27 protein-coding genes and 1 pseudogene are annotated in these 25,878 nt (G+C 38.5%); 15 read left to right on the forward strand and 13 right to left on the reverse strand.

Going from position 1 to position 25,878, the window contains the following annotated elements; translation table 11 throughout:
• From AC1M9H_RS05040 to pcaG, 6 genes and pseudogenes are all read left to right on the forward strand, one after another.
• Positions 1-100 (forward strand): annotated as a pseudogene (locus AC1M9H_RS05040) (hypothetical protein); the annotation flags it as partial.
• Positions 101-162: 62 nt separating this feature from the next.
• On the forward strand, positions 163-1,521 hold the full coding sequence (gene pcaB / locus AC1M9H_RS05045; protein WP_481612894.1) for a 3-carboxy-cis,cis-muconate cycloisomerase: 1,359 nt from the start codon (positions 163-165) through the stop codon (positions 1,519-1,521).
• The gene (locus AC1M9H_RS05050; RefSeq protein ID WP_481612992.1) at positions 1,518-2,300 is read left to right on the forward strand and encodes an alpha/beta fold hydrolase; all 783 of its coding nucleotides are present in this window, start codon (positions 1,518-1,520) and stop codon (positions 2,298-2,300) included. The genes pcaB and AC1M9H_RS05050 overlap by 4 nt, the downstream gene beginning before the upstream one ends.
• A 47-nt stretch (positions 2,301-2,347) precedes the next feature.
• Positions 2,348-2,746, forward strand: a complete 399-nt coding sequence (pcaC, locus tag AC1M9H_RS05055) for a 4-carboxymuconolactone decarboxylase (protein ID WP_035269644.1) — start codon at positions 2,348-2,350, stop codon at positions 2,744-2,746.
• A 35-nt stretch (positions 2,747-2,781) separates the two neighbouring features.
• Positions 2,782-3,507, forward strand: coding sequence for a protocatechuate 3,4-dioxygenase subunit beta (pcaH, locus tag AC1M9H_RS05060; protein WP_481588854.1), 726 nt, complete (start codon positions 2,782-2,784; stop codon positions 3,505-3,507).
• A gap of 14 nt (positions 3,508-3,521) precedes the next feature.
• On the forward strand, positions 3,522-4,151 hold the full coding sequence (gene pcaG / locus AC1M9H_RS05065) for a protocatechuate 3,4-dioxygenase subunit alpha (RefSeq protein WP_092766915.1): 630 nt from the start codon (positions 3,522-3,524) through the stop codon (positions 4,149-4,151).
• A gap of 119 nt (positions 4,152-4,270) precedes the next feature.
• On the opposite strand, the gene AC1M9H_RS05070 is transcribed toward pcaG, so the two are convergent.
• From AC1M9H_RS05070 to AC1M9H_RS05105, 8 genes are all read right to left on the reverse strand, one after another.
• Positions 4,271-5,620: an MFS transporter gene (locus AC1M9H_RS05070; RefSeq protein WP_481612895.1), complete on the reverse strand. Its 1,350-nt coding sequence runs from the start codon at positions 5,618-5,620 to the stop codon at positions 4,271-4,273.
• Between the two features lie 14 nt (positions 5,621-5,634).
• On the reverse strand, positions 5,635-6,021 hold the full coding sequence (locus tag AC1M9H_RS05075; protein ID WP_481595796.1) for a PaaI family thioesterase: 387 nt from the start codon (positions 6,019-6,021) through the stop codon (positions 5,635-5,637).
• A gap of 22 nt (positions 6,022-6,043) precedes the next feature.
• The gene (locus AC1M9H_RS05080; RefSeq protein ID WP_481612896.1) at positions 6,044-6,577 is read right to left on the reverse strand and encodes a DUF3237 domain-containing protein; all 534 of its coding nucleotides are present in this window, start codon (positions 6,575-6,577) and stop codon (positions 6,044-6,046) included.
• A 52-nt stretch (positions 6,578-6,629) separates the two neighbouring features.
• Entirely contained in the window at positions 6,630-7,883 is a 1,254-nt protein-coding gene (locus AC1M9H_RS05085; RefSeq protein WP_481612897.1) for an OprD family porin, read from the reverse strand.
• A 48-nt stretch (positions 7,884-7,931) separates the two neighbouring features.
• A complete protein-coding gene (locus tag AC1M9H_RS05090) occupies positions 7,932-9,071 on the reverse strand; it encodes an acyl-CoA dehydrogenase family protein (protein WP_481612898.1) in 1,140 nt (379 codons plus the stop codon).
• Positions 9,072-9,143: 72 nt separating this feature from the next.
• Positions 9,144-11,030 carry a feruloyl-CoA synthase gene (locus tag AC1M9H_RS05095; protein WP_481612899.1) on the reverse strand — a complete coding sequence of 629 codons (1,887 nt, stop codon included), beginning with the start codon at positions 11,028-11,030 and terminating at the stop codon, positions 9,144-9,146.
• Positions 11,031-11,108: 78 nt separating this feature from the next.
• Complete coding sequence (locus AC1M9H_RS05100) at positions 11,109-12,560, reverse strand: aldehyde dehydrogenase (RefSeq protein WP_481612900.1); 1,452 nt, start codon at positions 12,558-12,560, stop codon at positions 11,109-11,111.
• Between the two features lie 49 nt (positions 12,561-12,609).
• The gene (locus AC1M9H_RS05105; RefSeq protein WP_035270071.1) at positions 12,610-13,443 is read right to left on the reverse strand and encodes a p-hydroxycinnamoyl CoA hydratase/lyase; all 834 of its coding nucleotides are present in this window, start codon (positions 13,441-13,443) and stop codon (positions 12,610-12,612) included.
• 271 nt (positions 13,444-13,714) lie between these two features.
• Here AC1M9H_RS05105 and mhpT point away from each other — a divergent pair, with 271 nt between their 5' ends.
• From mhpT to AC1M9H_RS05120, 3 genes are all read left to right on the forward strand, one after another.
• Positions 13,715-14,947: a 3-(3-hydroxy-phenyl)propionate transporter MhpT gene (gene mhpT / locus AC1M9H_RS05110; RefSeq protein ID WP_092766908.1), complete on the forward strand. Its 1,233-nt coding sequence runs from the start codon at positions 13,715-13,717 to the stop codon at positions 14,945-14,947.
• A 64-nt stretch (positions 14,948-15,011) separates the two neighbouring features.
• Positions 15,012-15,470 (forward strand): MarR family winged helix-turn-helix transcriptional regulator, encoded by a 459-nt coding sequence (locus tag AC1M9H_RS05115; RefSeq protein ID WP_092766907.1) that lies wholly within the window; start codon positions 15,012-15,014, stop codon positions 15,468-15,470.
• A gap of 126 nt (positions 15,471-15,596) precedes the next feature.
• On the forward strand, positions 15,597-16,286 hold the full coding sequence (locus AC1M9H_RS05120; RefSeq protein ID WP_180028003.1) for a GntR family transcriptional regulator: 690 nt from the start codon (positions 15,597-15,599) through the stop codon (positions 16,284-16,286).
• A 50-nt stretch (positions 16,287-16,336) separates the two neighbouring features.
• On the opposite strand, the gene AC1M9H_RS05125 is transcribed toward AC1M9H_RS05120, so the two are convergent.
• The 3 genes from AC1M9H_RS05125 to AC1M9H_RS05135 all read right to left on the reverse strand — a co-directional run bounded on the left by AC1M9H_RS05125 (position 16,337) and on the right by AC1M9H_RS05135 (position 18,862).
• Positions 16,337-17,278 (reverse strand): PDR/VanB family oxidoreductase, encoded by a 942-nt coding sequence (locus tag AC1M9H_RS05125; protein ID WP_481612901.1) that lies wholly within the window; start codon positions 17,276-17,278, stop codon positions 16,337-16,339.
• Positions 17,279-17,329: 51 nt separating this feature from the next.
• Positions 17,330-18,394 carry an aromatic ring-hydroxylating dioxygenase subunit alpha gene (locus AC1M9H_RS05130; protein ID WP_481612902.1) on the reverse strand — a complete coding sequence of 355 codons (1,065 nt, stop codon included), beginning with the start codon at positions 18,392-18,394 and terminating at the stop codon, positions 17,330-17,332.
• Between the two features lie 267 nt (positions 18,395-18,661).
• Positions 18,662-18,862, reverse strand: coding sequence for a hypothetical protein (locus AC1M9H_RS05135; RefSeq protein WP_035269110.1), 201 nt, complete (start codon positions 18,860-18,862; stop codon positions 18,662-18,664).
• A 352-nt stretch (positions 18,863-19,214) separates the two neighbouring features.
• On the opposite strand from AC1M9H_RS05135, the gene AC1M9H_RS05140 reads away from it, so the two are divergent.
• Positions 19,215-19,664 carry a hypothetical protein gene (locus AC1M9H_RS05140; protein WP_051586611.1) on the forward strand — a complete coding sequence of 150 codons (450 nt, stop codon included), beginning with the start codon at positions 19,215-19,217 and terminating at the stop codon, positions 19,662-19,664.
• An 8-nt stretch (positions 19,665-19,672) separates the two neighbouring features.
• Here AC1M9H_RS05140 and AC1M9H_RS05145 read toward each other — a convergent pair whose 3' ends face one another.
• The gene (locus AC1M9H_RS05145; RefSeq protein ID WP_481607520.1) at positions 19,673-20,572 is read right to left on the reverse strand and encodes an alpha/beta hydrolase family protein; all 900 of its coding nucleotides are present in this window, start codon (positions 20,570-20,572) and stop codon (positions 19,673-19,675) included.
• A 22-nt stretch (positions 20,573-20,594) separates the two neighbouring features.
• Positions 20,595-21,386, reverse strand: coding sequence for a crotonase/enoyl-CoA hydratase family protein (locus AC1M9H_RS05150; protein WP_481612903.1), 792 nt, complete (start codon positions 21,384-21,386; stop codon positions 20,595-20,597).
• Between the two features lie 173 nt (positions 21,387-21,559).
• Here AC1M9H_RS05150 and pnuC point away from each other — a divergent pair, with 173 nt between their 5' ends.
• From pnuC to AC1M9H_RS05175, 5 genes are all read left to right on the forward strand, one after another.
• Entirely contained in the window at positions 21,560-22,141 is a 582-nt protein-coding gene (pnuC, locus tag AC1M9H_RS05155) for a nicotinamide riboside transporter PnuC (RefSeq protein ID WP_179997679.1), read from the forward strand.
• Between the two features lie 101 nt (positions 22,142-22,242).
• Entirely contained in the window at positions 22,243-22,509 is a 267-nt protein-coding gene (locus AC1M9H_RS05160; protein WP_092766902.1) for a hypothetical protein, read from the forward strand.
• A gap of 357 nt (positions 22,510-22,866) precedes the next feature.
• Positions 22,867-24,000, forward strand: coding sequence for a GGDEF domain-containing protein (locus tag AC1M9H_RS05165; protein WP_481590598.1), 1,134 nt, complete (start codon positions 22,867-22,869; stop codon positions 23,998-24,000).
• A gap of 151 nt (positions 24,001-24,151) precedes the next feature.
• Positions 24,152-24,640, forward strand: a complete 489-nt coding sequence (gene def / locus AC1M9H_RS05170; protein ID WP_481612993.1) for a peptide deformylase — start codon at positions 24,152-24,154, stop codon at positions 24,638-24,640.
• Between the two features lie 56 nt (positions 24,641-24,696).
• A complete protein-coding gene (locus AC1M9H_RS05175; protein WP_171076794.1) occupies positions 24,697-25,857 on the forward strand; it encodes a GGDEF domain-containing protein in 1,161 nt (386 codons plus the stop codon).
• The last annotated feature ends 21 nt before the right edge of the window (positions 25,858-25,878 follow it).

A 25,878-nucleotide genomic window follows, 5' to 3' on the forward strand; every position in this document is an offset into this window, starting at 1 on the left:
TGCTCTCAACCAACTAGAAGCAACTGGTGGCAAATATGCATTGTGCTCTATGTGTATCGGTGTGGGTCAAGGCATCGCTTTAATTATTGAAAAAGTTTAACAGCAATTTTTGGACAGACGCTTTATGGTGAAACACATGATGAAGCGTAATAGGGATAAGTTATGAGTCAGTTATATGCAAGTTTGTTTTATCAGAATGATGTAAATATCATATTTAGTGATGAAGCACTCGTAAAATATATGTTGCGTGCAGAGGTTGCACTGGCTCAAGCTCAAGCTGAAGTTGGAGTTATTCCCTTAATTGCTGCTGAAACGATTCAACGTGTTGCAGAACAAGAAATTCATTCCATTATTAATTTTGATCATTTGGCACAGTCCAGTGGTCTCGCTGGCAATATTGCAATTCCATTCGTAAAGCAATTCACTGCTGCTGTGAAAAAAATCAATGAAGATGCTTCTCGTTATGTGCATTGGGGTGCGACCAGCCAAGATATCATTGATACGGCCTTTATGCTGCAAGCTCAAGATGCGTTACAGCTGATCGAAATGCAACTTATCCAGGCTATTCAGGCAACTAAAAAACTGACGATTCAATACCGTGATCAGGTGATGATCGGACGTACATGGTTGCAACAAGGTTTACCGCTTACCTTTGGACATAAAACAGCACGGTGGCTCTCTAGTTTAGATCGAGATTTAAAGCGTGTTCAGCAGTTACAGCAACATGTCTTAACAGCGCAGTTAGGTGGTGCGGTAGGTACTTTAGCTTCATTAACTGAATATGGTTCGGCTGTAGTGAGTACCTACGCACAAAAACTTGGTTTAAATACACCCGTATGTACATGGCATGGGGAGCGAGATCGTGTAGCCGAAATTGCACATGTACTTGCAACGATTACAGGAAACTTGGGCAAGATGGCCCGTGACTGGTCACTCATGATGCAAACAGAAATTGCAGAAGTGTTTGAACCGAGTGGTGCTGGGCGTGGAGGGTCATCGACGATGCCTCATAAGCGTAATCCTGTTGCAGCTGCTTCAATTCTAGCCGCTGCAAATCGCGTCCCTGCATTAATGTCAAGTATCTACCAAAGCTTAGTACAAGAACATGAACGAAGTTTAGGTGCATGGCATGCTGAATGGCTAGCGTTACCAGAGTTATTTCAACTGACGGCGGGCAGTTTAAGTAGAGCAATCGATGTATTTACGGGATTAGAAGTAGATCCTGAAAATATGTTCAGAAATTTAGAGTGCACGCAAGGATTAATCATGGCTGAAGCACTGATGATGTCACTCGCACCTCAGATGGGTCGATTGAATGCACATCATCTTGTGGAAGCTGCTTGTAAGCAAGCAGTTGCCGAACAACGACACTTACTCGATGTTGTACAAAATAATCCAGAAATATTAGCTATTTTTGATCTAGATCAACTCCGTCAGATTTTTAATCCGAAACATTATCTAGGAAATACTCAAGCACAAATAGATGCGGTACTAGAGAGCGTTCAAGGAAGTACACCATAATGACATTAATCAATAATCGTAATGGTCAGCAGCTTGCGGTCTATCGTTTTGGTGACGATACAAAACCAAGCATCATTTTTTCAAACTCACTGGGCACTGATCATGGTATGTGGCAAGCCCAAATTGATTATTTTTCCAAAGATTATGATGTGATTTGCTACGACACACGTGGTCATGGAAGAAGTAGTGTCATTGAAAATACCACAATCATAGATTTAGCCAATGATGTCCTTGATGTACTCAATCATTTCTCTATAGAAAAAGCGCATTTTTGTGGTATCTCCATGGGGGGAGTTACTGGGATTCAATTAGGCATAATTGCACCAGAGCGTTTTAACTCTATTACCATTGCAAATTCAGCAGCAAAAATTGGAAATGCCGAGGCATGGTTGAGTCGTGCTGATGTGGTTGAACAAAATGGTTTGGCTGATATCGTCAGTACTACACATACGCGTTGGTTTAGTGAACAATTTGATTATTTACACGATGTGACAGCTCAAAAAACCATTCAGAGTTTGTCTGTCACTCAGCCTAAAGGCTATGCAGCCTCTTGTCGTGCTTTAGCTCAGACGGATTTACGCAATCAACTTGGAAAAATTATTGTGCCTTGTTTGGCATTATGTGGCGGCTTAGATCCTGTGACCACAGTGAATGATGGTGAGTTTTTAAAACAACATATACCTGACTGTCAACTTGCAGTCATAGATGCATCGCATTTATCCAATATTGAGCGACCAGTTGAATTTAACCAAGCATTGCTTGCTTTTATTCAGTCTTAAGCACATCTGAACATCAAATAATTTCAATTTTAAAGAGGAACAACCTCATGAATGATGAAGAACGTTATAAGCAGGGGCTAGAAGTCCGTACTGAAGTCTTGGGTGAAGCCCATGTCGGGCGTTCACTTGAAAATTTAAACGAATTTAATGCTGATTTTCAAAACTTTATTAGTCGTTTTGCATGGGGTGAGGTTTGGTCAAGACCAGGACTGCCAAGACACACACGTAGTTTGGTGACGATTGGAATCTTACTTGCATTGGGGCGTGAAGCAGAGCTCAGAATGCATATTCGTGCTTGTTTCAACAATGGCGTTACCAAAGATGATCTTAAAGAATTATTTTTGCATGCGTCTTTATATGCAGGACTTCCTGCAGCCAATGCTGCAATGCATATGGCAGAAGAAGTATTTGCAGAGTTAGGCATTTCGCCTGAGAAAATTAAATAAACGGACGATATTTTAAATTGAATAAGGAGAGATTCATGTCTCAAATTCTGATGGGTGCTTATGCACAGCGAAATACAGATGATCATCCGCCAGCATATGCACCGGGATATAAAACCAGTGTATTACGTTCGCCGAAAAATGCACTGATTTCGATTGCGCAAACATTAACCGAGGTTACTGCACCTCACTTTAGCGCAGACTTATTGGGTCCTAAAGACAATGATTTAATTTTAAATTATGCAAAAGATGGTTTACCTGTTGGTGAACGCGTCATTATTCATGGTTATTTACGTGATCAATTTGGTCGTGCTGTCAAAAATGCTCTGATTGAAGTATGGCAAGCAAATGCCTCAGGACGTTATCGCCATCCAAATGATCAGTATGTGGGAGCTATGGACCCTAACTTTGGTGGTTGCGGTCGAATGCTCACAGATGAAAATGGATTCTTCATTTTTAGAACGATAAAGCCAGGACCTTATCCGTGGCGTAACCGTATCAATGAGTGGCGTCCAGCACATATCCATTTTTCTGTGATGGCAGATGGCTGGGCACAGCGTTTGATTTCCCAGTTTTATTTTGAAGGCGATACATTAATTGATAGCTGTCCAATTTTAAAAACTGTTCCTTCAGAACAACAGCGAAGAGCTTTAATTGCGCTCGAAGACAAGAGCAACTTTATTGAAGCAGATAGTCGTTGCTATCGTTTTGACATTACTTTACGTGGTCGTCGTGCGACATATTTTGAAAATGATTTGACTTGATAGGGAGCATCAGGATGAATGGCTGGAAATTTGAAGAATTACATGAAACACCATCTCAAACAGGTGGTCCATATGTCCATATTGGATTAATGCCTAATCAAGCTGGTATAGAAGTATTTGAGCATAGCTTCAATAATCAAATGGTGAAAGATGGCACTCAAGGTGAACGTATTCGCCTCGAAGGGCAAGTTTTTGACGGTTTGGGTTTACCACTTCGCGATGTACTCGTAGAAATTTGGCAAGCTGATGCCAATGGTGTTTATCCAAGTCAGCAGGATACGCAAGGGAAGCAGCCAGATCCAAACTTTTTAGGTTGGGGTAGAGCGGGTGCGGATTTTGACACTGGTTTTTGGAGCTTTGATACCATCAAACCAGGTGCTGTTCCTGGACGTAAGGGTTCACAGCAAGCACCACATATCGCGCTGGTTATTTTTGCGCGTGGTATCAATTTAGGTTTACATACTCGAGTTTACTTCGAGGATGAAGCTGAAGCGAATGCGAAAGACCCAATTTTGAATGGTATTGAGTGGGCGCCACGTCGTCAAACACTCATTGCTAAGCGTGAAGAGCGTGATGGTCAGATCGTTTATCGTTTCGATATTCGTATTCAAGGTGAAAATGAAACTGTATTCTTTGATATTTAAACTTTAAACAAGAAATTAAAAAGGTCAGTGATTTCACTGACCTTTTGTTGTTTCTATCAATAGATTTTGATGAAACAACTTATCTTAACAATACAAAGTTATATATTCGTGAGCATAAATTATTGAGGCTCTTTTTGTAAAACGACATATGGTGTATTTACTACGGATCTTTGTTTTAACTTATAGATGATCAAAATGGCAATAGCTGCTAAAACAAATGCAAAACCAAAATTTCCGTACAATTCTAAAGGCGAGTTTCCTAGGTCTAAAAAGTATCCCGCAATGATTGGAGAGAAAATACCACCAAAACGACCAACACCAGTTGCAATCCCCACGCCTGTTGATCGTACATCTGCCTCATAGAGCTGTGTAGAAATGGCATAGATTCCAGCTAAACAGCCATTAATAAAGAATCCTAGCGTTGTGGCAACGATGATTAATATATTTAAATTATCTGTATTGTTCACAAACAATAAAATACATACGTACGTGAGGATTAAAAAGGCAATTTGATTGATGTATACGCTGACTTTAGAACTAAGAACACCAATGATAAAACTACCTAAAATACCACCCACGCTGATCATCATGGCAGTTTTAATAGATAATGAGTTATCTAGACCAGAACTATTGAGAATTTTAGGTGTCCAGCCCATCACGAAATAAAAACCAAAAAGAATAAAGAATATAGAAACCCATAATACAAGGGATTTAACTAAATACTTGTGGTTAAATATTTCTACGTAAGAAGACTTTTGATTTTCTACATATGCTTTGGGGAGTGTGAGAATTGGTTTTTTATGCATTTTAGAGAAAATTTGATTCAATTTTTCCAAAGCATGTTTTGGTTGTTTTAGTAATAAATAATCGATCGATTCTGGTAAAAATTTCAATGAGCACAGAAAAGCAAATGTAGTAACGAATCCACCAATTAGAAATACTTGTCTCCAACCGATACTTTCTAAGCTATATACAGCAAGTAGTGCTCCGCTAATTGCTCCAATCCCATAACCGGCAGATAATATCCCAACACTAAAACTTTTATATTTAGTCGGAGAATATTCACTGGCCAAAATCATAGCACTGATTTGAACACCACCAATACCAACACCAGTGAAAAATCTCCACAGAACCAATTGCTTAAAATCGGTGGCAAATGCAGATGCAAACATGCTCAAACCACAGATTAATAGACAAAGGTTAATTAAATTACGTCTGCCGATTTTATCTGCGAGAGGTGCAAGTAAAAATGAACAGACGGTCATACCAATTAAACCAGCACTAATTAAAGTTCCTATATTAGTACCAGTTAATGAAAACTCATTGGCAACTGAACTTGCCAAATAAGCCATTATCATGAAATCGAATCCATCGATAATGTATAAAATAAAACAGAAAAAAACGACGAATTTTTGATATGAACTTATTTTGTCGTTATCGACACAGTCCTTTAATTTTAAGATATCCATTCTTTTTTTAATCCTTATAGAACCATAAATGCAGCACTGGTTTTTGCCACTAACTTTCCATGCTGCCAAGCTTCACTTTCAATGCTTAAAATTTTACGTCCTTCTTTGATGAACCACGCTTTTGCCAATACTTCACCAACTTCACATGGTCTGAAGAAATCAATTGTTAAATTAATTGTGGCAGCTGGTTTTTCTGTTTGATTTAAGGCAGCTAAAATGCCCATTGCATCATCAAGCATGGCACAGACCATGCCTCCTTCAACACTTCCCCTAGGATTAGTAAAACTTTCAAGAGCAGTATATTGAACTGAAATTTCTCGCTTTTCCTTGTCCCAGTGAAGTTGATGACCACCCAATAAATGATGAATAGGAGGTAAATTAGATAAAACTTGTTCATCCATTGAAAAGTACTCCTTTTAATATTTATTTCACTGCAAATGCATCATAGATCACGGCTTTTCCGAGACGCATTGCACTTCCAACTGCAATTGTCTGATTTAACCATGCATATTTTTCTGAGCTAGTTTCAAACTGCATGGTTAACTTGAAGTAATATTGAGTGGGATTAACATCTTCGCCACGACTTAATTGTTCTAGTACTTGTGGTGAAGCATGGCGATAACCTTTAGTTTGTAAATAAATCAGAGCACCATCATCAGTTTCTAATAAATAGCGCGTATCTATATATGCCAAACCTTTGCTATCGACCTTTTGCCAATCTGCACCATTGTTAAGAATACGCCCCTTCAAACTTGGTCCAGAAAAAGTTCCTCCAGTGATTGGGATAATGCGTCTTTGCCCTAAATCTGAAGTTTTACCTAGTTCCCAAACTGGGGATGTGAGTTCAACATTGAATGTCGCAAGGGGTTCAAGTTTTATGGGTTGTGGTGAATATTGGGTATTTGCCAAAGTTAATGTAGTGGTGGTATAGACCAATAAGCCGATTAAATATTTCATACTTATTATCCTTAGAGAGGGTAGGGTTCCTCAGTAAAGAACCCTTTTGTTATTATTTAAATTTCCACGTGTAATCAATATTGATACGAGTTTCATTGGCCGGCTTAATATTGGCGGTAATTGGCATATCATTATCGTAGATCGCGTAACGCGCGCGTAAACCTAAATTTTTTAGTGGGCCATTTTGAACTATGTAAGCTAGATCAAAATCCAATTCATCTTCCGAAAAATCTGTACCACCCAACTGTGGTGCGTAAATATTGCTACCATGGGTATAGCGGGTCATAAAACGAAGACCTGGGATATAGTCTTTAAAATCGTATTCATAACGCAGGCTATAAACACGCTCTTTCGCATTCAAAAACTCACCAGTCCAAGTATCAATTGCTAGTCCAGTTTCTCCTCCAGTTAAGTATGGAAAAGCAGTATCTCCAAAGTGGTGAAATGTAGAAAAGATAAACTTATGGTTTTGGTGTTGAAGTTCTGAATGGCTATGAAGTAAATTATTGTCAACTAAACCCGCTTTAGCAGTCCCATCTTCATCGCTAATGTAGTAACGCAACTGTGTTGTAAAAGTGGATTGATTTGAGATTGGATATTTATAGGTTATGCCTAACAACGATTGGCGATATAAGTCGTTAACATCCATATGAAATGCAGTCAACCGCAATGGATTATGAGTCAAGTCATAATGTCCACCTAAGTAATACAAATAATCTGTTTCTTCAGAAATATAACGACCATTTACTCCAGAGATCTTTATAGCTTCATAATTTGTAGAATCACGTTGATTGACTTCATCAATATAGGATGCTTGGAGATCCAGACCTTGAATATCTTTAGATTGAACTGCAACACCTCGATACGTTTGAGGTAAAAGTCGTGCTGGAGAGCCGACTAAAACAGGGGTCATGGGTTGAAGAGTCCCTATACGTACCTCGGTTTCAGAAACTTTAGCTTTTAAAGTGACTCCAACTTCACCATATTGATCTGCAGGCTCATTGGTTGCCAAGGAACGAATTAAGTTTCCTGTGCCTCCATATTTAGCATCAGCATCCAGTTTAAAACCTGCGGTCGCTAATAGATCTAAACCAAAACCAATCGTTCCATCGGTGAATCCAGATTGCGCTTTAAAGATAAATCCTTGTGTCCAGTCTCTTAATGCGGGGTATCTATTCTCAACTTTAAAGTCACGGTCAAAGTAGAAGTTACGTGCAGTTAATTCGACTTTACTTTGGTCGATAAAATTATTTGCAAATACTGGAGCGGTACATAATAGAAGTGGTGTGATCCATATTTTTTTCATCTTTATTTCATCCTGAAATAGTATTAATACATAGAGGTAATCTTTGTGTTATTTTCCTAAAAGTTCTCTTGCAACGATTTCTTTCATAATTTCATTGGTTCCCCCATAAATTTTTTGAACACGTGCATCGACATAAAATCGAGATATTGGATATTCCCGCATGTATCCATATCCCCCGAACAATTGCAGAAGTTGATCAATGACTTCACATTGGGTATCAGTGATGAAGCATTTCAATGCCGCAACTTCGCTTACATCCAATACTCCCTGTTGATAAAGCGACTTACATTTTTCGACAAAGGCTTCGGCTGCTAGAGTTTTAATTTTGGCTTGAGCGATTACAAAACGAGTATTTTGAAATTGTGCAATTGATTGTCCAAAAGCTTTACGTTCGAGGACATATTCTTGAGTAATTTCTAAAGCACCTTGCAAAGCGCCTAATGCCATGAGAGAAATACTCAAACGCTCACGTGGAAGTTCTTGCATGAGATAGCTAAAGCCTTGACCTTCCTGACCTAATAATTGGTCTTTAAGAACTCTGACTTGGTCAAAAAATAATTCGGCAGTGTCTTGAGATTGAAGTCCAATTTTTTTTAGACCACGACCTTTTTTTACTCCATCTAAATGAGCATCCACCAATAAAATCGAAATACCTTTAGCTCTTGCTTGAGGATCAGTTTTAGCAATTAAAACTATGAGATCTGCATGTTGACCATTCGATATAAACGTTTTTGAGCCATTTACCACATAATGATCGCCATCTAATAAGGCTTGAGTGCGGATGGCTTGTAGGTCTGAACCTGCATTGGCTTCAGTCATTGCAATAGCTGTAACAACTTCACCGGATACCATTTTAGGTAACCAATATTGTTTTTGATCTTCACTTCCAATATTCTGGATATAGGGTGAAACAAGTTCACTCTGACCACCGATTGCAACGGCTAACGCAGAGAAGCCCGCTCGAGCCGTTTCTTGAACGATCATTTGTGAATAATATATCGGTGCGCCGTAACCTCCATATTGTTCAGGCACATCGACGCATAAAAATCCATTTTGTCCAAGTTGATCCCAAACTTGTCGAGGCATGAGTCCTTGCTCTTCCCATGACTCATAATATGGGGCGACAAACTCTGCTAGGAAGCGTCGATAATTGTCCCGAAACAGCTCAAAATCACTATCTTTCTGCATAGCGTTATCCTAATTTTGAATGCAACTGTCTAAGCAGCGTTTGACTAAACGCTGCTGAATAAAAAAGTTGAGTTAATTTCTAAGGGGTGGAATGCGAATAATGAGAGGATTATTAATGTTTTTTTCGTATAACTCTTCCACCATTGCTATGCGACGTTTCAAGATACCACTTTGATTGAGATTGCCTTTATCAGTGGTTTCTCCTGCATCAAGAAGTGGAGGTTCAATCATGAGGTAAAGCATTGAAACAGTGTTTGAACTACCTGTCGCATCTTTGTTGAAATCAATTAAAAACTGCTTAAACCACTGTTGAACTTTAGGGTGTAGAAGCACCTCTTTAGTATCCACTAGACTTAAATCTAATCCTGCATACTCAGCGCAATCTGCAATTTTGGGAAATATTAAAAATCCAATCGCACTTAAATTAGAACCGGTGATACATACATCTTGAATAAGTCGATTACCTGTAATGAGAACTTTATTGCGTAAAGTTCCAACATTGACAAAGGTACCTGTATTCAACTTAAAATCTTCAGCTATACGGCCATCATACATGAGTCCTTGACTCGGGTCGGATGGATCCACTAACTTCACTGCATCCCCAGTGCGATAAAAGCCTTCATCATCAAAGATATTAGCTTGTTGTTCCATAGGCAGACGCCAGTAATGTTTCATGACATTTTTACCACGAACACAAAACTCAAGTTTGTCACCATAAGGAACTAATTTCACTTCACAACCTGGAGCTGGATATCCAATGAACCCAGCCATTACTTTGGGACCAGTTGTAAACACACATGATGGTGCAGTCTCAGTCATCCCCAAACCGCTCATGATACGAATACGTTCTCCACAGTGTGACTGCGCGATTTGATCAAGTCTGTTCCAACCAGCTTCTGATAGTGCAGCACCAGCAAAAAACAAAATTTTAACTCGACTAAAAAATTTTTCGCGTAACTCAGCATCTCGTTCAAGAGCTACGGTTATTTCTTCCCATCCTTTAGGAACGTTTAAATACACAGTAGGTGCAATTTCCTTAAGATTCCTGATGGTTTCTTCCATCTTTCCTGGAACTGGCTTGCCGTCATCAATATAAATTGTGCCGCCGTTATATAATGCGATTCCTACATTATGACTGCCACCAAAAGTATGATGCCATGCTAACCAATCAACTAATACTGGGGGGGTCTCTTCAAACTCAGGGAAGGTCTGAAGCAGCATCTGTTGATTGGTACATAGCATTAGATGCGTTGTAGGTACCGCTTTCGGCATTTTAGTTGAGCCAGATGTAAATAGAAATTTCGCTATTTGATGTTCATCAATGGTCTCATAATGATCTTTAATATCACTAATTTCAGAGGAGAGGAGTGAAGAGAAAGCAAGGCAATTTTTCTCACCAAATTTTCCAGAATTCGTAACGATCACAATATCATCTGTATCACAGCAATGTTCAATCGCTTTAGCAAAAGCTTGACCATCATTAGCAAAAACCAAACCTGGTGTTAGAACATCAAACACATGTTTGAGCTTGCCAAAATCCTTAGAAATAAGTGAATAGGCAGGAGAAATTGCAGAGAATGGAATTCCTGCAAGCATTGCTCCCATTGACAAAGTAAGATGCTCTAGATCATTTCCAGATAGAATGACAATAGGACGTTCAGTTGAAAGATGTGAATATTGTTTCAAACTTTGTGCAATACGCCATGCTCGATCTAATGTTTCTGCGTATGTAAGCTTAATCCATTCATCATCATGACCACGTTTTGCTGCGAATACACGATCGGGATGTGTTTGAGCATATTGAATTAAACGGTCAGTAATTTTTTGTGGGTATGGTTTAAGTTGTTCTTTTGGGGAAATATACAAAGTGCTATTTTTAGATTGAAACTCAATCTCGTGACTGCCTAATTTAACAAATCGCTCAGGATATTTATGCGTATGAACCGTCATATTCGACATTGTTTTCACTCCATGTATTTTTAGCTATTCTTTTCCAACGAAAAGAGCTGACTTCATGTCAACTCTTTGAAATATTCGTTAAATAGGGTAGTGACGAGTTTTGGTTTGCATGGTGATCCAACGCAGCTCAGTGAACTCTGCAACTGAGACTTTACTCCCAAATCGTCCATAACCACTTTGTTTCACGCCACCAAAAGGCATTTGCGCTTCATCATGAACGGTTGCACCATTAATATGACAAATACCTGATTCGATACGTTTAGCAACATCTAGAGCTAGGGATAAATCTTGACTAAAAACTGCTGCAGATAATCCAAATTCTGAGTCATTTGCTAAATCGATTGCTTCATCAACAGTTTTAAAACGTTGAACGGTGCACACAGGACCAAAAGACTCTTCGGCATAAATCTGCATATCTTTTGTGACGTCAACTACGATAGTAGGTTGCATCATAGCACCATCAATGCTTAAACCTAGTGGTAAATATGCACCTTTTTCACGTGCATCTTCAATTAAATTTTTGATTCTTGTTGCAGCTTTTAAACTTTCTAGAACGCCCAGGGGTTCTTGACTCTCAAGTGGATTTCCTGCTCTGATATTCTGAACTTTATTGATCAATTTTTCGATGAATTGGTCTGCAATTTTTTCATCCACAAGAACACGCTCTGTCGACATACAGATCTGTCCCTGATTGAAAAAAGCGCCGAAACTGATGGCATTAACGGCTTCGTCCAGGTCCGCTTGCTCCAATACAATGACCGGTGCTTTGCCACCAAGTTCCAGCAACACTGGTTTGAGGTATTTCGCTGCAGTTTGTGCAATTATTCGTCCTACATGCGTTGAACCTGTAAAATTAATTCTTTTAGTCAATGGATGACTGATTAAACGCTCTACAATCTGTGGAGCATCTTGCGGAGCATGAGTAATGACATTGACAACACCATCGCCAATACCTGCTTCATGAAGTACTTCCCCAATTAATCGATGTGTTGCAGGGCAAGCTTCAGATGCTTTAAGTACGACTGTATTCCCACAAGCCAGAGGCATCGCTAAGGCACGAGTGGCTAAGATAACAGGAGCATTCCACGGCGCCATACCAACGATGACACCACATGGAACGCGAACACCCATAGCGATATTGCCAGGAACATCTGATGGAATAATATTTCCATCAATTTGTGTAGTCATGGCTGCCGCTTCTCTCAGCATATTGGCAGCAAGATGGACATTAAAGCCATACCACGTCGCAGTTGAACCTATTTCATGTATTGCAGTTTGAATAAACTGTTCAGTTTTTTGATCCATCAAATCTGCAGCTTTAAGCAATTTTAAACGTCGGTCTGTTGGTGATAGAACAGACCAAGTTTTGAATGCTTCATGCGCTGACTCAATTGCACGATCAACATCGCTTAAAGTCGCTGCTGCACTCGTTGATGCGATTGAGCCATTAATTGGACTGATTCTTTCAAAAGTTTGTCCTGAACTTGCTGCAACAGATTGGCCGTGAATAAGTAACTGTACGTTTTGCATGGTGAATGTTTCCTTACATGTCCATCATGACGAAAAAAGTAGATTCTGCTTAAGCAGGACGTTTATAAGTTTGAAGACCTGGTTTGATTGTTTTGTCATCCAAGAATTGCTTCATACCTTGTGCACGACCACCTTCATCATCACGGTAGTTGCATTGATCCAGTTTGGCGTATAAGTAATCTTCGTTTTGCTCCCAAGTCAGTTCACGACAGCGTTTAAAACCATTCTTCGCTGTACGCAGTACAACTGGATTCTTTTCAAGCAAATTATTTGCCAATTCAGTTACTTCTGCACGTAATTGAGCAAGTGGAACACTCTTGTTCACTAAGCCCATATTTGCAGCCTCAACACCAGAGAAGGTTTTGCCTGTCATGATGTAGTACATAGAAGCACGATGACCAACTGTATCAGCCATAGCCTTGCTCACTAAGTTACCTGGAGGAATTCCCCAATTCACTTCAGACAAGCCAAATGTAGCTTCATCTGCTGCAATGGCTAGATCACATGCGACTAGTGGTGAGAATCCACCACCGAAGCACCAGCCGTTTACCATTGCAATCGTTGGTTTTGAATAAAAACGAAGTAAATGCCATTGCCAACGTGATGCATCACGACGAATTCGCTCTTGGAAAATTTCTGGCTGGCTGTCAACCTCACGGAAGTACTCTTTCAAGTCCATACCTGCTGTCCAAGAATCCCCAGCACCAGTGAGTACCAAAACACCTGCTTCTGGATCGAGTTCAAGCGTTTCAAGTACATCAATCATTTCTTTATTTAAGGTTGGACTCATCGCATTTTTCTTTTCTGGGCGATTTAAAGTGACCCAAGCAATGCCAGCTTCAACTTTTACATCTACAGTGGACCAGCGATTTTGATAAGACATGATAAGCTCCTTAGTGTTTGTTTTATGTCCTGTTGGAATTAAGATAATATCAGTTAAACTTACATACAAGTGTTTTTTTGAATTTTTTATAAAATTTTTATAATCTATTGATATTTAATAAAATAATATTTTAAATGAATTTTATTTAAAAAAAAATATTGATTATTTTATAAGTTTGGGTGATATTTTTTGAGTTGCCTGGACGGAGGCAATACATAGGATGTGTATTTTTTTAAAAGTATTTTAAAAGCTCTAAAAGGGACAATAAAAAATGGAACAAAGTGTAAGTAGTAAGACTAAAGCTACGCTTACACTCGTACTGTGTTTCGCTATCGCTGTATTTGAAGGTTTCGATCTTCAATCAATGGGCGTAGCAGCACCACGGATGCGAGCAGAGTTTGGCTTAGATAATACTCAAATGGCATGGGCATTTAGCGCGGCAATCTTGGGTACTTTACCTGGTGCATTATTAGGAGGTCGTTTCGCTGATAAAATTGGGCGTAAGGCAGTTCTATTGACCAGTATTTTAATTTTTGGAGTGATGTCAGTTCTAACGGCATATGCTTCTGATTATACACTGCTTTTAATCATTCGTTTCTTAACTGGCTTAGGGATGGGTGGCGCTTTACCAATGATGATCACCATGGCATCTGAGGCAGTATCAGAGAAACATAAAGGCATTGCAGTCAGTATTATGTATAGCGGTATTCCATTTGGTGGAATGTTGACATCATTCGTGGCAATGGGTTTAGCTGGTGATGCGCAATGGAGACATATCTTCTACATTGGTGGCTTCGCTCCAATTCTTTTAATCCCTTTGCTAATGAAGTATTTGCCGGAGTCTAAAGACTATTTAACAGCGACGAAGAATAAAACTTCTACCCCATTCTTTGAAGTGTTGTTTGCAAAAGAACGGCGTTTTTCCACGATTCAAATTTGGATCAGTTTTTTCTTTACGTTAGTTGTTTTATATTTTTTACTCAACTGGTTGCCACTATTGATGGGTGCACAAGGTTTAGGAAAAACAGAAGCGAACTATGTTCAAATTGGTTACAACATCGGTGGTATCTTCGGGTCGATTCTCATGGGAACTTTACTTGATAAGATTCGCATGAGTACTGTAATTAAATTTATATATATTGGCATCTTGTTATCACTGTGCTGTCTTGCAATATCTCCAACTGTTGCTTTACTTGTATTGTCTGCTGTGGGTTGTGGTCTATTTATTGTAGGTGGCCAATCAGCGCTCTATGGATTGGCAGCGATGTTCTATCCAACAGAAATGCGTGGCACGGGTGTAGGCGCTGCAGTCGCAGTAGGGCGTATAGGATCTTTTGCAGGGCCCCTATTTGCTGGCATGCTACTGTCGTTAGGTTCTAGTTCAGCAATGGTCATTGGTGCAAGTATTCCACTGATTTTATTTGCAGCTGTTGCGGCATTAATGCTTGTACGCAAGCCACGAGCAGAGCAGTCTGATGCTGTTCTAAATATAACTACACGTTAAACATATGTTAAAAGTATGATTACGACAGTAGTCATACTTTTGTTCATCTATTAAGGAATATAAAATGTCAGAAGTTAATCATTCGATTCCGACACTGAGCTATATAATTGCAAGGGTTGATCGTATTGTGAGTAAACTTTTAACTGAACGTTTAAAAGACTTAGATATCACCTTATCTCAGTTTACAGCATTGTCAGTTATCGCTGCGAAAGGCAATCTATCTAATGCAAAACTTGCAGAACGTTCATTTATTAAACCGCAATCTACCAATAAAATTCTACAAGATTTACAAAACCAGGATTGGATCAGTAGAGCTTCAGATCCCTCACATGGACGAAGAATTTTAATTAATGTAACGCCTAAAGGATTTGAAAAACTCGAACAATGTCGAAACATTGTTAATGAGATAGAACAAAAAATGTTAGATGGGGTAGATATCCATTTAGCTTATTTAATTCGAAACAATCTAGAGTTAATGGCAACCAATCTTCAAAAAATAAATATTGATGATACGAACTCATAATCACCTCAGTTATTAAAAATAGAATAGTGAATTTACGGCCTAAAAGAGTCCTTTAAGTCAACAGAGATTGATATTCCAAATCTGACTCGTTAGGATCAATCATGATCAAAAAAATTGAGTAGTTATATGTCTTCAGGGCAGCAAGTGTTAATTGAACTTCGCAAAATGATTATTTCTGGGGAGATTGCAGGAGGTTCTCGTTTGGCTGAAATTCCGACTGCTGAAATGCTAGGTGTATCACGTCAACCCATTCGAATGGCTTTTCGGCTTTTAGAGCAAGAAGGCTTACTCGTTAAAAATCCAACTCGAGGCTATACTGTTCGAGAAATTTCATCCAAATTAGTTCATGATGCTTTGCATGTACGTGGCGTTTTAGAAGGTCTTGCTGCAAAAACGCTTGCTGAAAAAGGCATGACGATAGATCAACATCAAACACTTTTGAATTGTATTACCCAAATTGATTCCATATTCAATAAACCAGAATTAACAAGTGATGATTTAGAAACCTACCATCATTACAACACTATTTTTCACAATACTATTATTCAAGGCTCGGATAATATCGCAATTGTGCAAGCACTCAGTAAAAACAATCAGTTACCTATGGCATCTGCACAAGCACTGACTTATGATAAAAATAATGCGCTGTCTGAAATTCGTCGTTTGCAATATGCGCATATCCAACACTGCTCAATATTCAATGCATTAAAGCAACAAGACTCAGCACGCGCTGAAAGTTTAATGCGTGAGCATAGTCATGTGGTTACTTTAGGGGAGACTATGCGTTCAATATTTCATACAGATGGGTCTATATAAAAAACCCTTCAATTAATGAAGGGCTACACTTGAAAATCTATCGATCCAAATTAAACATCAATGATAATTCGTTGAGATTTGGCTCTTGAGCAACAAGGTGTGAATTGATCATTTGCAGCTTGTTCCTCTTCAGTTAAATACATATCTCTGTGATCAATTTCACCTTCAACAACATTTACTAAGCAAGTGCCACAAATACCTTGTTCACAAGATAAAGGGATACAGATTCCAGCATGTTCTAAAGCTTGTGCTGCAGATTGATCAGCTGCGACATGAATACGTTGCCCTGTTTTTAAAATCTCAATTTCAAAACTGCCATCTTGACTGGTATCAATAGCTTGTGCGCTGAAATGCTCTTTATGTACTTGATGACTAGGCCAAGAGAGCGTATCTGCGGTATGGATCACATAGTTCATAAAACCATCTGGGCCACATACATAAATATGATGATCGATATGAGGAGAGGCAAAGACTGTATTCAAAAGAATATGTGTTTCAGGTTCATCATCAATATGGATGTGGACGGAATCTCCTAGACCCTCTAAATCTTGTTGGAATGCAATAGAAGCTCTCGTTTTCACAAAATACAGTAATTGGAAGGACTGATTATTGCGTTTAAGCTCTTTAGCCATTGCTAAGATAGGAGTGATACCGATTCCACCTGCACACAAATATGCATATTCTGTCTCAGGAACCAAGGCAAACAAATTTCGTGGTTCACTAATCTTGAGCTGCTGACCCTCACTAAGTTGTTCATGAATAAATTTAGAACCACCACGTGATAAAGGATCATTCAGGACACCAATGACGTAACGGTGCTGCTCTGAACTACAATTTGCCAAAGAATACTGTCTAATTAATTGATTACCTAAGTGCACATCAATATGTGCACCGGCTTGAAAAACTGGTAATAATTCACCATGGGTGTTTACCAGTTCGAAAGATAAAATGTGTTCATTATGACGATAAATCTTCTGAATAGTCACATCCATGTGAGTATCGCTCCTTGGTAAAATGAAAAACTGATAAAATGTGGGTTTACTTTAAACAACATTCAAAGTTGTAATTTTCTGCTCATCATTCGTTTGCTCTAAGCTGATCAAGCGGTCAATTACTTTTCGAGATTGAACACCGCCTGCATCAATATTCAGCATCAGCAATTTACGATCAGGATGTCTCAATAAATTCTGTTGCTGTTGTTCAAGCATATCTAAATCTTCCGAGAAAATTTTGCCCTGTCCCACACGAATTTGGTTAGTTAATTCGATGTTGTCGGGTTGGAAGTGTCGAGCCATACCCCAGAAATACCAGTGAGACGTTTCCGTTTCAGGGGTAATAAAATCTACAACGATTGAAGACACTTTTTTATTTTCCGGTGCGTTGTAACCACCATGTCCTGCGTGGGCAACACCAACTTCAATATGAACATTGCTAGGTGCATGAAAGTGACAAATTTGCCAACGGTCTACTAGAACATCTGCAGCGAGATTATTACCTTTTAGAGCCATTTGCCAAAATGGAGGTGCATAAATGTTTTCCATATGACGTTCAGTCACAACGTGGTCACCATCAACACGAGTGGTTGGTGCAGCTTCATCAATTTCTTTTTGACCAATGCTGTTTGCATGAACATATGTTTCATGAGTGAGATCCATTAAGTTATCAATCATCAAGCGGTAATCACAGTTGATGTGGAATAGTCCACCACCATAGGCCCATTCTGGATTTTCAGCCCACTCTAAAGTTGGGAGTTGATCTTCACTTGCAAGCGATTGGTCTCCTGGCCATACCCAAATAAAGCCAAATTTTTCAATTGCGCGATAGCTTTTATTGCAAGGAAAGCCACGTACACGTTGCCCAGGCATTGAAACCGTTTTGCCGTCACATCCCATCACTAACCCATGATAACCACAGACCAGTTGACCATCTTCAACAAAGCCTAATGACAAAGGTGCACCGCGATGTGGGCAAAAATCTTCAACGGCATGTATTTGGTTTTCTTTTCCACGATAAAAAACCATTTTTTCACCGCAAATTTGTCTTCCTAGAGGCTTATCTTGTACTTCTTCAGGTCGTGCCGCCACATACCAAGCATTTTTTACAAACATGAGTTGATCTCCTTATCAATTGGATCCAATAATTCTATTTTTTAGATAAAAAGTCAATAATAATCTTTAAAAATAAATATTTTGGATCCATTTTTGAGAGAGCATTTAAATAATAATTATTTTTGAGCAAAAATGATGGCAAATCACCATCCAAGAATATGGCGAAATTGATTCATTGTCAGAGAGGGCACGAGGGTTAATTTATTAAACAAAAAATACTTAAACTTGATGGATTATTGGGATTTTATTTTTAGCTTCATTAGAAAATTAAAATTGACCTAATTTTTTCATTTGACGACGACGTCTCGTGAGCCCCAAGATTTCTTGGCGATCTTGAATTTCTTGAGCAGAATAAGGAAGCGTCTGTTGCAATGCTTCGAGTTGAAGATGACTGTTTTCAATGAGGAAGCAATCATGCTCAACTGGCCATGCACTGGTAATGGGTTTGCGTTTACGGGAATAGTTCATGGTTAAATTATAAAATTTGAGATATGAATAGTGTAGATGCGTATCAAGTTAAACGACAAAACATGTCGTAATGATTTAGAACACTAAGATTTTAAACCCTATTTTAATGAGACCTTTTAATATGCTTTTAAGTGATATTGATTAAGTAAAATTACCTAGATTTACACGGTTTACATAACATGTGGATTTTGAAATGAGTTGTTACGTTTCGTGCCATCGCTCTACTGGTTTTTAAGTTAATATTTTAAAAGTTAAAACTTAATAACACCAAGAAAATTAACAATAAAAATAAAGAAATAATCATTTCTGTAATGAACGATTCAATGAATAATCATCGGAATGAGTAAAAAATATGATGCTAATCGTGGTGTGTTTTGCTTTGGTCAGTTGCTATGCCGTATGGCGACTATTATTACAACCTAAATTGATTATGGGGAATACGCAGAGGCACTTTGATTTAACAAAACTCCTCAAGCCTACTGATCTCAGCCAGCCGGCGCGCTTGGTGTATGATACGGATTCTGTCGAAGATATTCGTATGTTTGATGAGGTTGCAAAATTACTGTTTGAGAAACGTGTAAATCATCGTGATATCAAGTTTGCTCAGCAAATTCAATATGAGTTTTTGAACAAGATGCCATCACGAACTTTATGTCAGATCAATCAATTTGATTTAGGTGAGTGGTCGATTTTATGGGAATATCGTAATCAATCCCTTGAATACTATGTGAGTCAATATGGCATCATGTATCGACATACTGACGCACAAGGGGTAGAGCATCAATCTGACTTTATTCAGTAATTTAGAATTTAATCATTAACTAAATTGAGATAATTTTGGAGCATGTCATCCCAAATTTTTTCTGCGCCTTTTTTGAAATATCCCATGTGTCCAATTGCAGGCATTTGATACTGTTTGGCTGTGATATCAATGTAGCGCATATCAGCAGAACGATAATGTTGCATAAAGGCTTGCCTCGAATTTGGGAGAGCCCAATCATCATCTAATGCTGAAACAGCATAAATTTTGGTTTTAACACTTGCATATTGTGCTTTTAAATCTTGTTGCTCGGGGTCAGCGAAAAAATATAACGGATTTTTGCACCAACGACGCCACTGTTGATATACCCCTAAAGGCAGATCAGAGCCCATATTGAATTTACTCCAAGGTAAATAACCTGTGACTGCGACAATGGGTGGAAACACAATACTCCACATCACGGATACTTTGAATCTTTCTTTGAACGGCATATATCCTGCCCAACCTGCACCTGTACCGTAGCAACACATGGCACTGACTTGATGATGATTAGGGGTAAGTCCCAAGGCTTGACCACCATAAGAGTGTGCAGTCACAAATAAGGGGAAAGTATCGCTAGAAAAGTATTCAATGGCACCAGCGAGATCAAGTTTCCCCCAATCCAAATAACTCATTTTAAAACCTTTGAGTTGTGCTGGAGATGATGCCCCCACACCACGATAATCAAAGGTTAGCACTTCAAAACCACGTTCTGCAGCATACTCTGCAAATCTGCGATAAAAAGGTTGGGGAACCGCTGTCGCTGAAGCCACAATAATACGTGCAACAGTCTTCACACCAGATGATAGGTAGCGAGTGCCGGTGAGCATATAGTTATCTAAGGCAGGAAACTGAACTTGAGTTTTATTGATGCTTCTTGGCATCTGGTTCACATTTGGAATAGCTTGCATGTCTATATTTCCCGATATTGAACTATTGACCTTTAAAGCGAGGTTGACGTTTTTCGCTCATTGCTCGCATACCTTCGACTGCATCTTCAGATTGTATTAGTGGAAGAAGATGAGTCTTTAACTGATTAAAAGCGTACTGCTCATCATGTGAAATCGCTTCGTGAGCAGCCGTCAAGGTGGCTTGAACAGCGAGTGGAGCAGCTGAAGCGATGGATTCGGCAAGTTCAATGGCACGGTCAAGCGGATCTTGTTCTGTTACTTCAGTAATCAAATGAAGTCGATATGCAGTTGCAGCATCAAAAAAATCCCCCGTCAATAAGTAGCGCATTGCATTAGACCAACCTGCAGTTTTAACGAAGCGTGAAGTTGCTCCGCCAAAGGGGAGGATGCCACGTTGCACTTCAAGTTGAGTAAATTGGGTATTTTGATGGGCAATACAGATATCGGCATTCAACATCAATTCTATTCCAGCAGTAAAACAATACCCCTTCACAGCGACAACGACTGGTTTTTTTCGTTTACGACCAGTCGTGCCCCATGGGTTAATCAGATTCATATCTTCCGAAAATATACCATCTGACATACGCGGCTGAAGCTCAACCAGATCTAATCCTGCCGTAAAGTGCTCTCCATGTGCATAAATCACAGCACAGCGTAAATCAGACTGGTCTTCATAGGTGGTAAGTGCTTGTGAAAGTTCATCAATCATATGACTGTCGAATGCATTGCGCTTCGCACCACGGTTTAAACCAATCAACATCAGATGATTGCGAATTTCAATGGTTATTCTGGTCGTTTGAGTTGTATTCATCATTATTATTTTCCATTGAGGATATTCTATTTTTAGAGGAGTTTAATGGTTAGGTCAAAACTGTGCAGTTCAAATTGAACAGGGCTAAGTCGTGTTCGTTAAGAATCATGTATGGTGCCATTCAATATGCGTTAGGATAGGCGTATCAAATAAACCACGATCATTTTAAGTAGTGTATGAGCCTTTTAGAAATTATTTCAGTATTGATGAGTGTATTGGGTGTAACCCTCACTATTCGCCGTAATATTTGGTGTTGGCCTGTGAATCTCGTGGCTTATGGCTTATATGCAAAGTTATTTTATGATTATCAACTCTATGGTGAAACGATATTGCAATGCGTGTTTATCGGTTTAGGTGTGTATGGGTGGTGGATATGGAAAGCTCAGTTTAAACAGCAAGAGCAACTTGCCATCAATCGTATTCAAGGGTTGAGAATTATCAAACATGTGTTTTTTACGATGTGTGCAGGACTTATTTTTGGTTTAGGTCTGGATTATTTTACGGATGCTTCCATTCCTTATTTAGATGCTCAATTGGCAAGTTTAAGTCTGCTCATTACATATTGGACGTCTAAACGATATTTGGAAATTTGGCCTGCTTGGATCGCGGTGGATATCATCTATGTCATGATGTTTATGTATAAAGATCTATACTTGACGGCTGGTCTTTATGGCGCATTTATTGTTTTAGCCTTATTAGGTTATCTTCAGTGGAAGAAAAAATATCAAGTTCAACAGCAAACCGTCTACTCACTCTGAAAAATTTACATCCTTGGACATTGATTTGAATGATTCGATCTGCAAAATAAAGCAGATCGACGTAACAATGAAATTGAATTTAACCAGTAGACTTTAGATGTATGATTATCCACTTTTGGGAAGCTCGATTTCTGCAATTTGTAAAATCATTACAACAGCATCCTCATCGTTATCTTAATTTTGAATCCGTTGCCGATTTTTATCAAAGTCAGTGGTTAAAAACGCTTCCTCCTCATACTGAATATTTTTGTACTGGATTAGACGATGGTGCAGAGCAATTTGATATTTTGATTCAATATTTGCATCATCAAGTCAGTATTCACATTGCACAAGAAATTAAAGTTATTTATCGAGAACTCGATCTCTAAGAGTTAGGAGTGTGCTTAGCAATTTTTAGCTGAGTCAAATTAAAATGCTTGAGCGTATCCTTAGCTGGATTTAAGCAAAAAAAGCTTTAAAAAAAAATAGAATAAATGGTAAAAAAACCTTGATAAATCCTAATCTTAAGGTTAGATTGTGATAATAAGTGCAATTATAATAAAAAATATGTGATTTTATTCACTATATTTTGTAGGGGTGAAATAGATTTAATGATTACAGAGTTAAATGAAAATATAGTTTATTTTGATGAGCTGTTTCAATTGAGTTAGTTCATTATGTTAAGACTATTCAATCGAATTTTTCGCCCCTATACACTTCATTCATTTATGAATCAAAGTGTGTTGATGAATTGGAGTAACTTAAATAAATGTATTCTGGTCATGGTATTGGGCGGGCTTGCACATATCACCTGGATTACATGGTATTTATTTTCATTTCATCATCCTGCATTACATCATTGGCTCAATCCTGATTATTATTATTTTCACCTATCACGGATGTTGCTGTGCTGTGTATTACAGTTCTTACTGATTATTCCTTGTGTCATATGGCGTCATAAAGAATGGGTGATACAATATTTACCTTACTTTATTATTTTGGTATTTTCCGTAAGCTTTATTTATGGTGGCTATTCGGTTGGTATCAGTAGTCCTGCTACCGTTGCGGGATTTATCAGTATTTTAACAGTTGGTCTGGTTTTATTTGAACGCAAGATTGTATATCTGCTTTTTTTACCAGTCACTGTATATATGCTCATTGCAATTGTCAGTAGTGCATTGGGTTATATGACCTACGCACCGGTCTTTAGTGATCAGCTCAATTATTCAGTCATGGTATTTAATGAATTCTGGGTTTATTCACAACTTTATTTTTACGTGCCTATTTTTTTTGCGACTTTTGTATTGTTTGAGATTTTGTTGACGCAATGGAGAAATCGAGAAAAACAAATTAATTTAATGAGTCAAATGGACCCGCTTACGGGGATTTATAACCGTCGAAAAATAGGTTTAGAACTCAATGAAATTCAATTACAAGAACGAAAATTTGCTCTCATTCTGTTAGATCTTGATCATTTTAAGAGTATTAATGATAACTATGGTCATGATATCGGAGACAACGTCTTAAAGCGTGTTGCCAATGTACTACGTCAAAATATACGTGATACAGATATTGTCGGGCGATTTGGTGGTGAAGAGTTTGTGATGCTGTTGCAGAATAAAAACCTCAGAGCTGCGATGGAGGTCGCAGAGCGGTGTCGCAAAGAAATTGAAAATGAGCTCTTTTATATCGATGAACGTACGACGATCAGAGTGACAGCAAGCTTTGGTATAGCCATTTCTGAATTTAATTTAAATAAAGAAGCGGTGATTCGTCATGCAGATCAAGCATTATATCTAGCAAAAAAACGTGGTCGTAATCAGGTTAGACACTACTACGAACTTCAGGATGCTGATGTCATACAAAAAAGTGAAACTTGAGCAGTAAAATTATCAGGTCACAAATTCGTCATTTAAATCAGTTTTACTTCATCTTGAAATGCTTTAAGATTGGTTGACTATTAATCAAATATTTGATTTAAAATTTAAAAAATTATGAAGATCAAATTCTTATCATAATTGAGATGAACGTATTATGACGATACTACCCGTTGCTCAAAAAGGTGAAGTGATCCTTGAATTGGTTGCATCGCCGGTAAGTGAACTTGAGTTTAGTAGTAGCTGGTTAACGCATCTGGTTGAAGCAATAAATTTTACGATGCAACAGCGCAATGGTGTCGGTATTGCTGCACCACAAGTTTATGTCTCTAAAAGGATTATTATCGTCGCTTCAAAACCCAATATACGGTATCCCGATGCGCCTGAGATGGAGCCTATTTACATGATTAATCCTGAAATATTGGAGCGTTCTGATCATGTTGTTTTAGGAGAAGAGGGATGTTTAAGTGTAGAGAATCGACGTGCGGAAGTAGCTCGAGCTTCATCAATCCGTGTCCGTTATCGTAATATGCAAGGACAGGAAATTACTGAGACTTTTTCAGGATTCCCTGCACGAATTATTCAACACGAAATTGACCATCTTGATGGGATCTTGTTTGTAGAGCGAGTTCACGCTGCTTAAAAAGACAATATAAAAGATAAAAGGACAGAATGAAGTTAATCAGGAAGATTCAACATATGATTAAGCGATTGTATCGTATGGCCAATACGTACATCCTTGATCCTCAAAATATGCTGATCAATTGGAGTGATTTTAAAAAGGGACGGCTTATCCTCTTTTTTGGAATTCTAAGCCAACTTGAGGTCGCTCGCTGGTTAATTGTGGCTTTTTATACCCCTGAAAAAGCACAGTGGTTAAATCCTGACTATTTTGAATTACGTGTTACCCAATTGTTGGTGACCTCCGTGATTTATCTTGTCCTGTTTTGGAGTTGTTTCAAGTTTCAGCATATCGCTAAGTTTCAAACCTTCATTGCTTACTTTGCCCCTAGTTTCTTTGGAATGACCATGATTTATTCAGGGTATTCGATTGGAATTTATAGTCCTGCAACAATGGCAGGGTTCATTAGTATTGTATTGGTCGGGTTGGTATTTTATAGCCGTAAAATTATTTATGGGATTGCAATTCCAATTACGATATACACGTTATTAACGTGTTACTTGACGCATATCGATCGAATTCGTTATGCACCTATGTTTAGTGATGAGTTGAATAAAAGTATCGTTTACCAAAATGATTTTTGGGTCATGAGCATGGTACAGCTCTACGTGCCCATTTTACTTATGAGTGTTTTATTCTTTGAGATTTTACTCACCCAATGGCGCAGTCGTGAAAAACAATTCGAAACCAGCAGTAAATTTGATGCGCTGACGAACGTTTATAACCGTCGTCAGATCAATGAAGTGTTATCACATTTTCAGCAGGATCGTGCTGATTATGCTGTGATCTTATTGGATTTGGATCATTTCAAACAAATTAATGATCAATATGGTCATGCAGCAGGAGATGAAGTCCTGAAACAGGTGGCGACGCGTTTGGAATATCATGTTCGTATTGGTGATACGGTTGGACGTTATGGCGGTGAAGAATTTATATTAATTCTGGACAATCTCAGTCGTGATCAAGCGGTTGATATCGCAGAACGTTGCCGTAACGCAATTGCACAGCAGCCGATTGTGCTGGATGATGGAACCTCGTTAAATGTGACGGCAAGCTTTGGTATTGCACTATCCCATGAGTTATCTGATCAAGACGTCATTACGCATTGTGCAGATCACGCTTTATATATTGCCAAAGAAAGCGGACGAAATCAGGTACAGTTATATCAGCCAGCTTAGTTGAATGATTAAATTTCGGTT

The organism is Acinetobacter sp. ANC_7512, assembly GCF_056779935.1.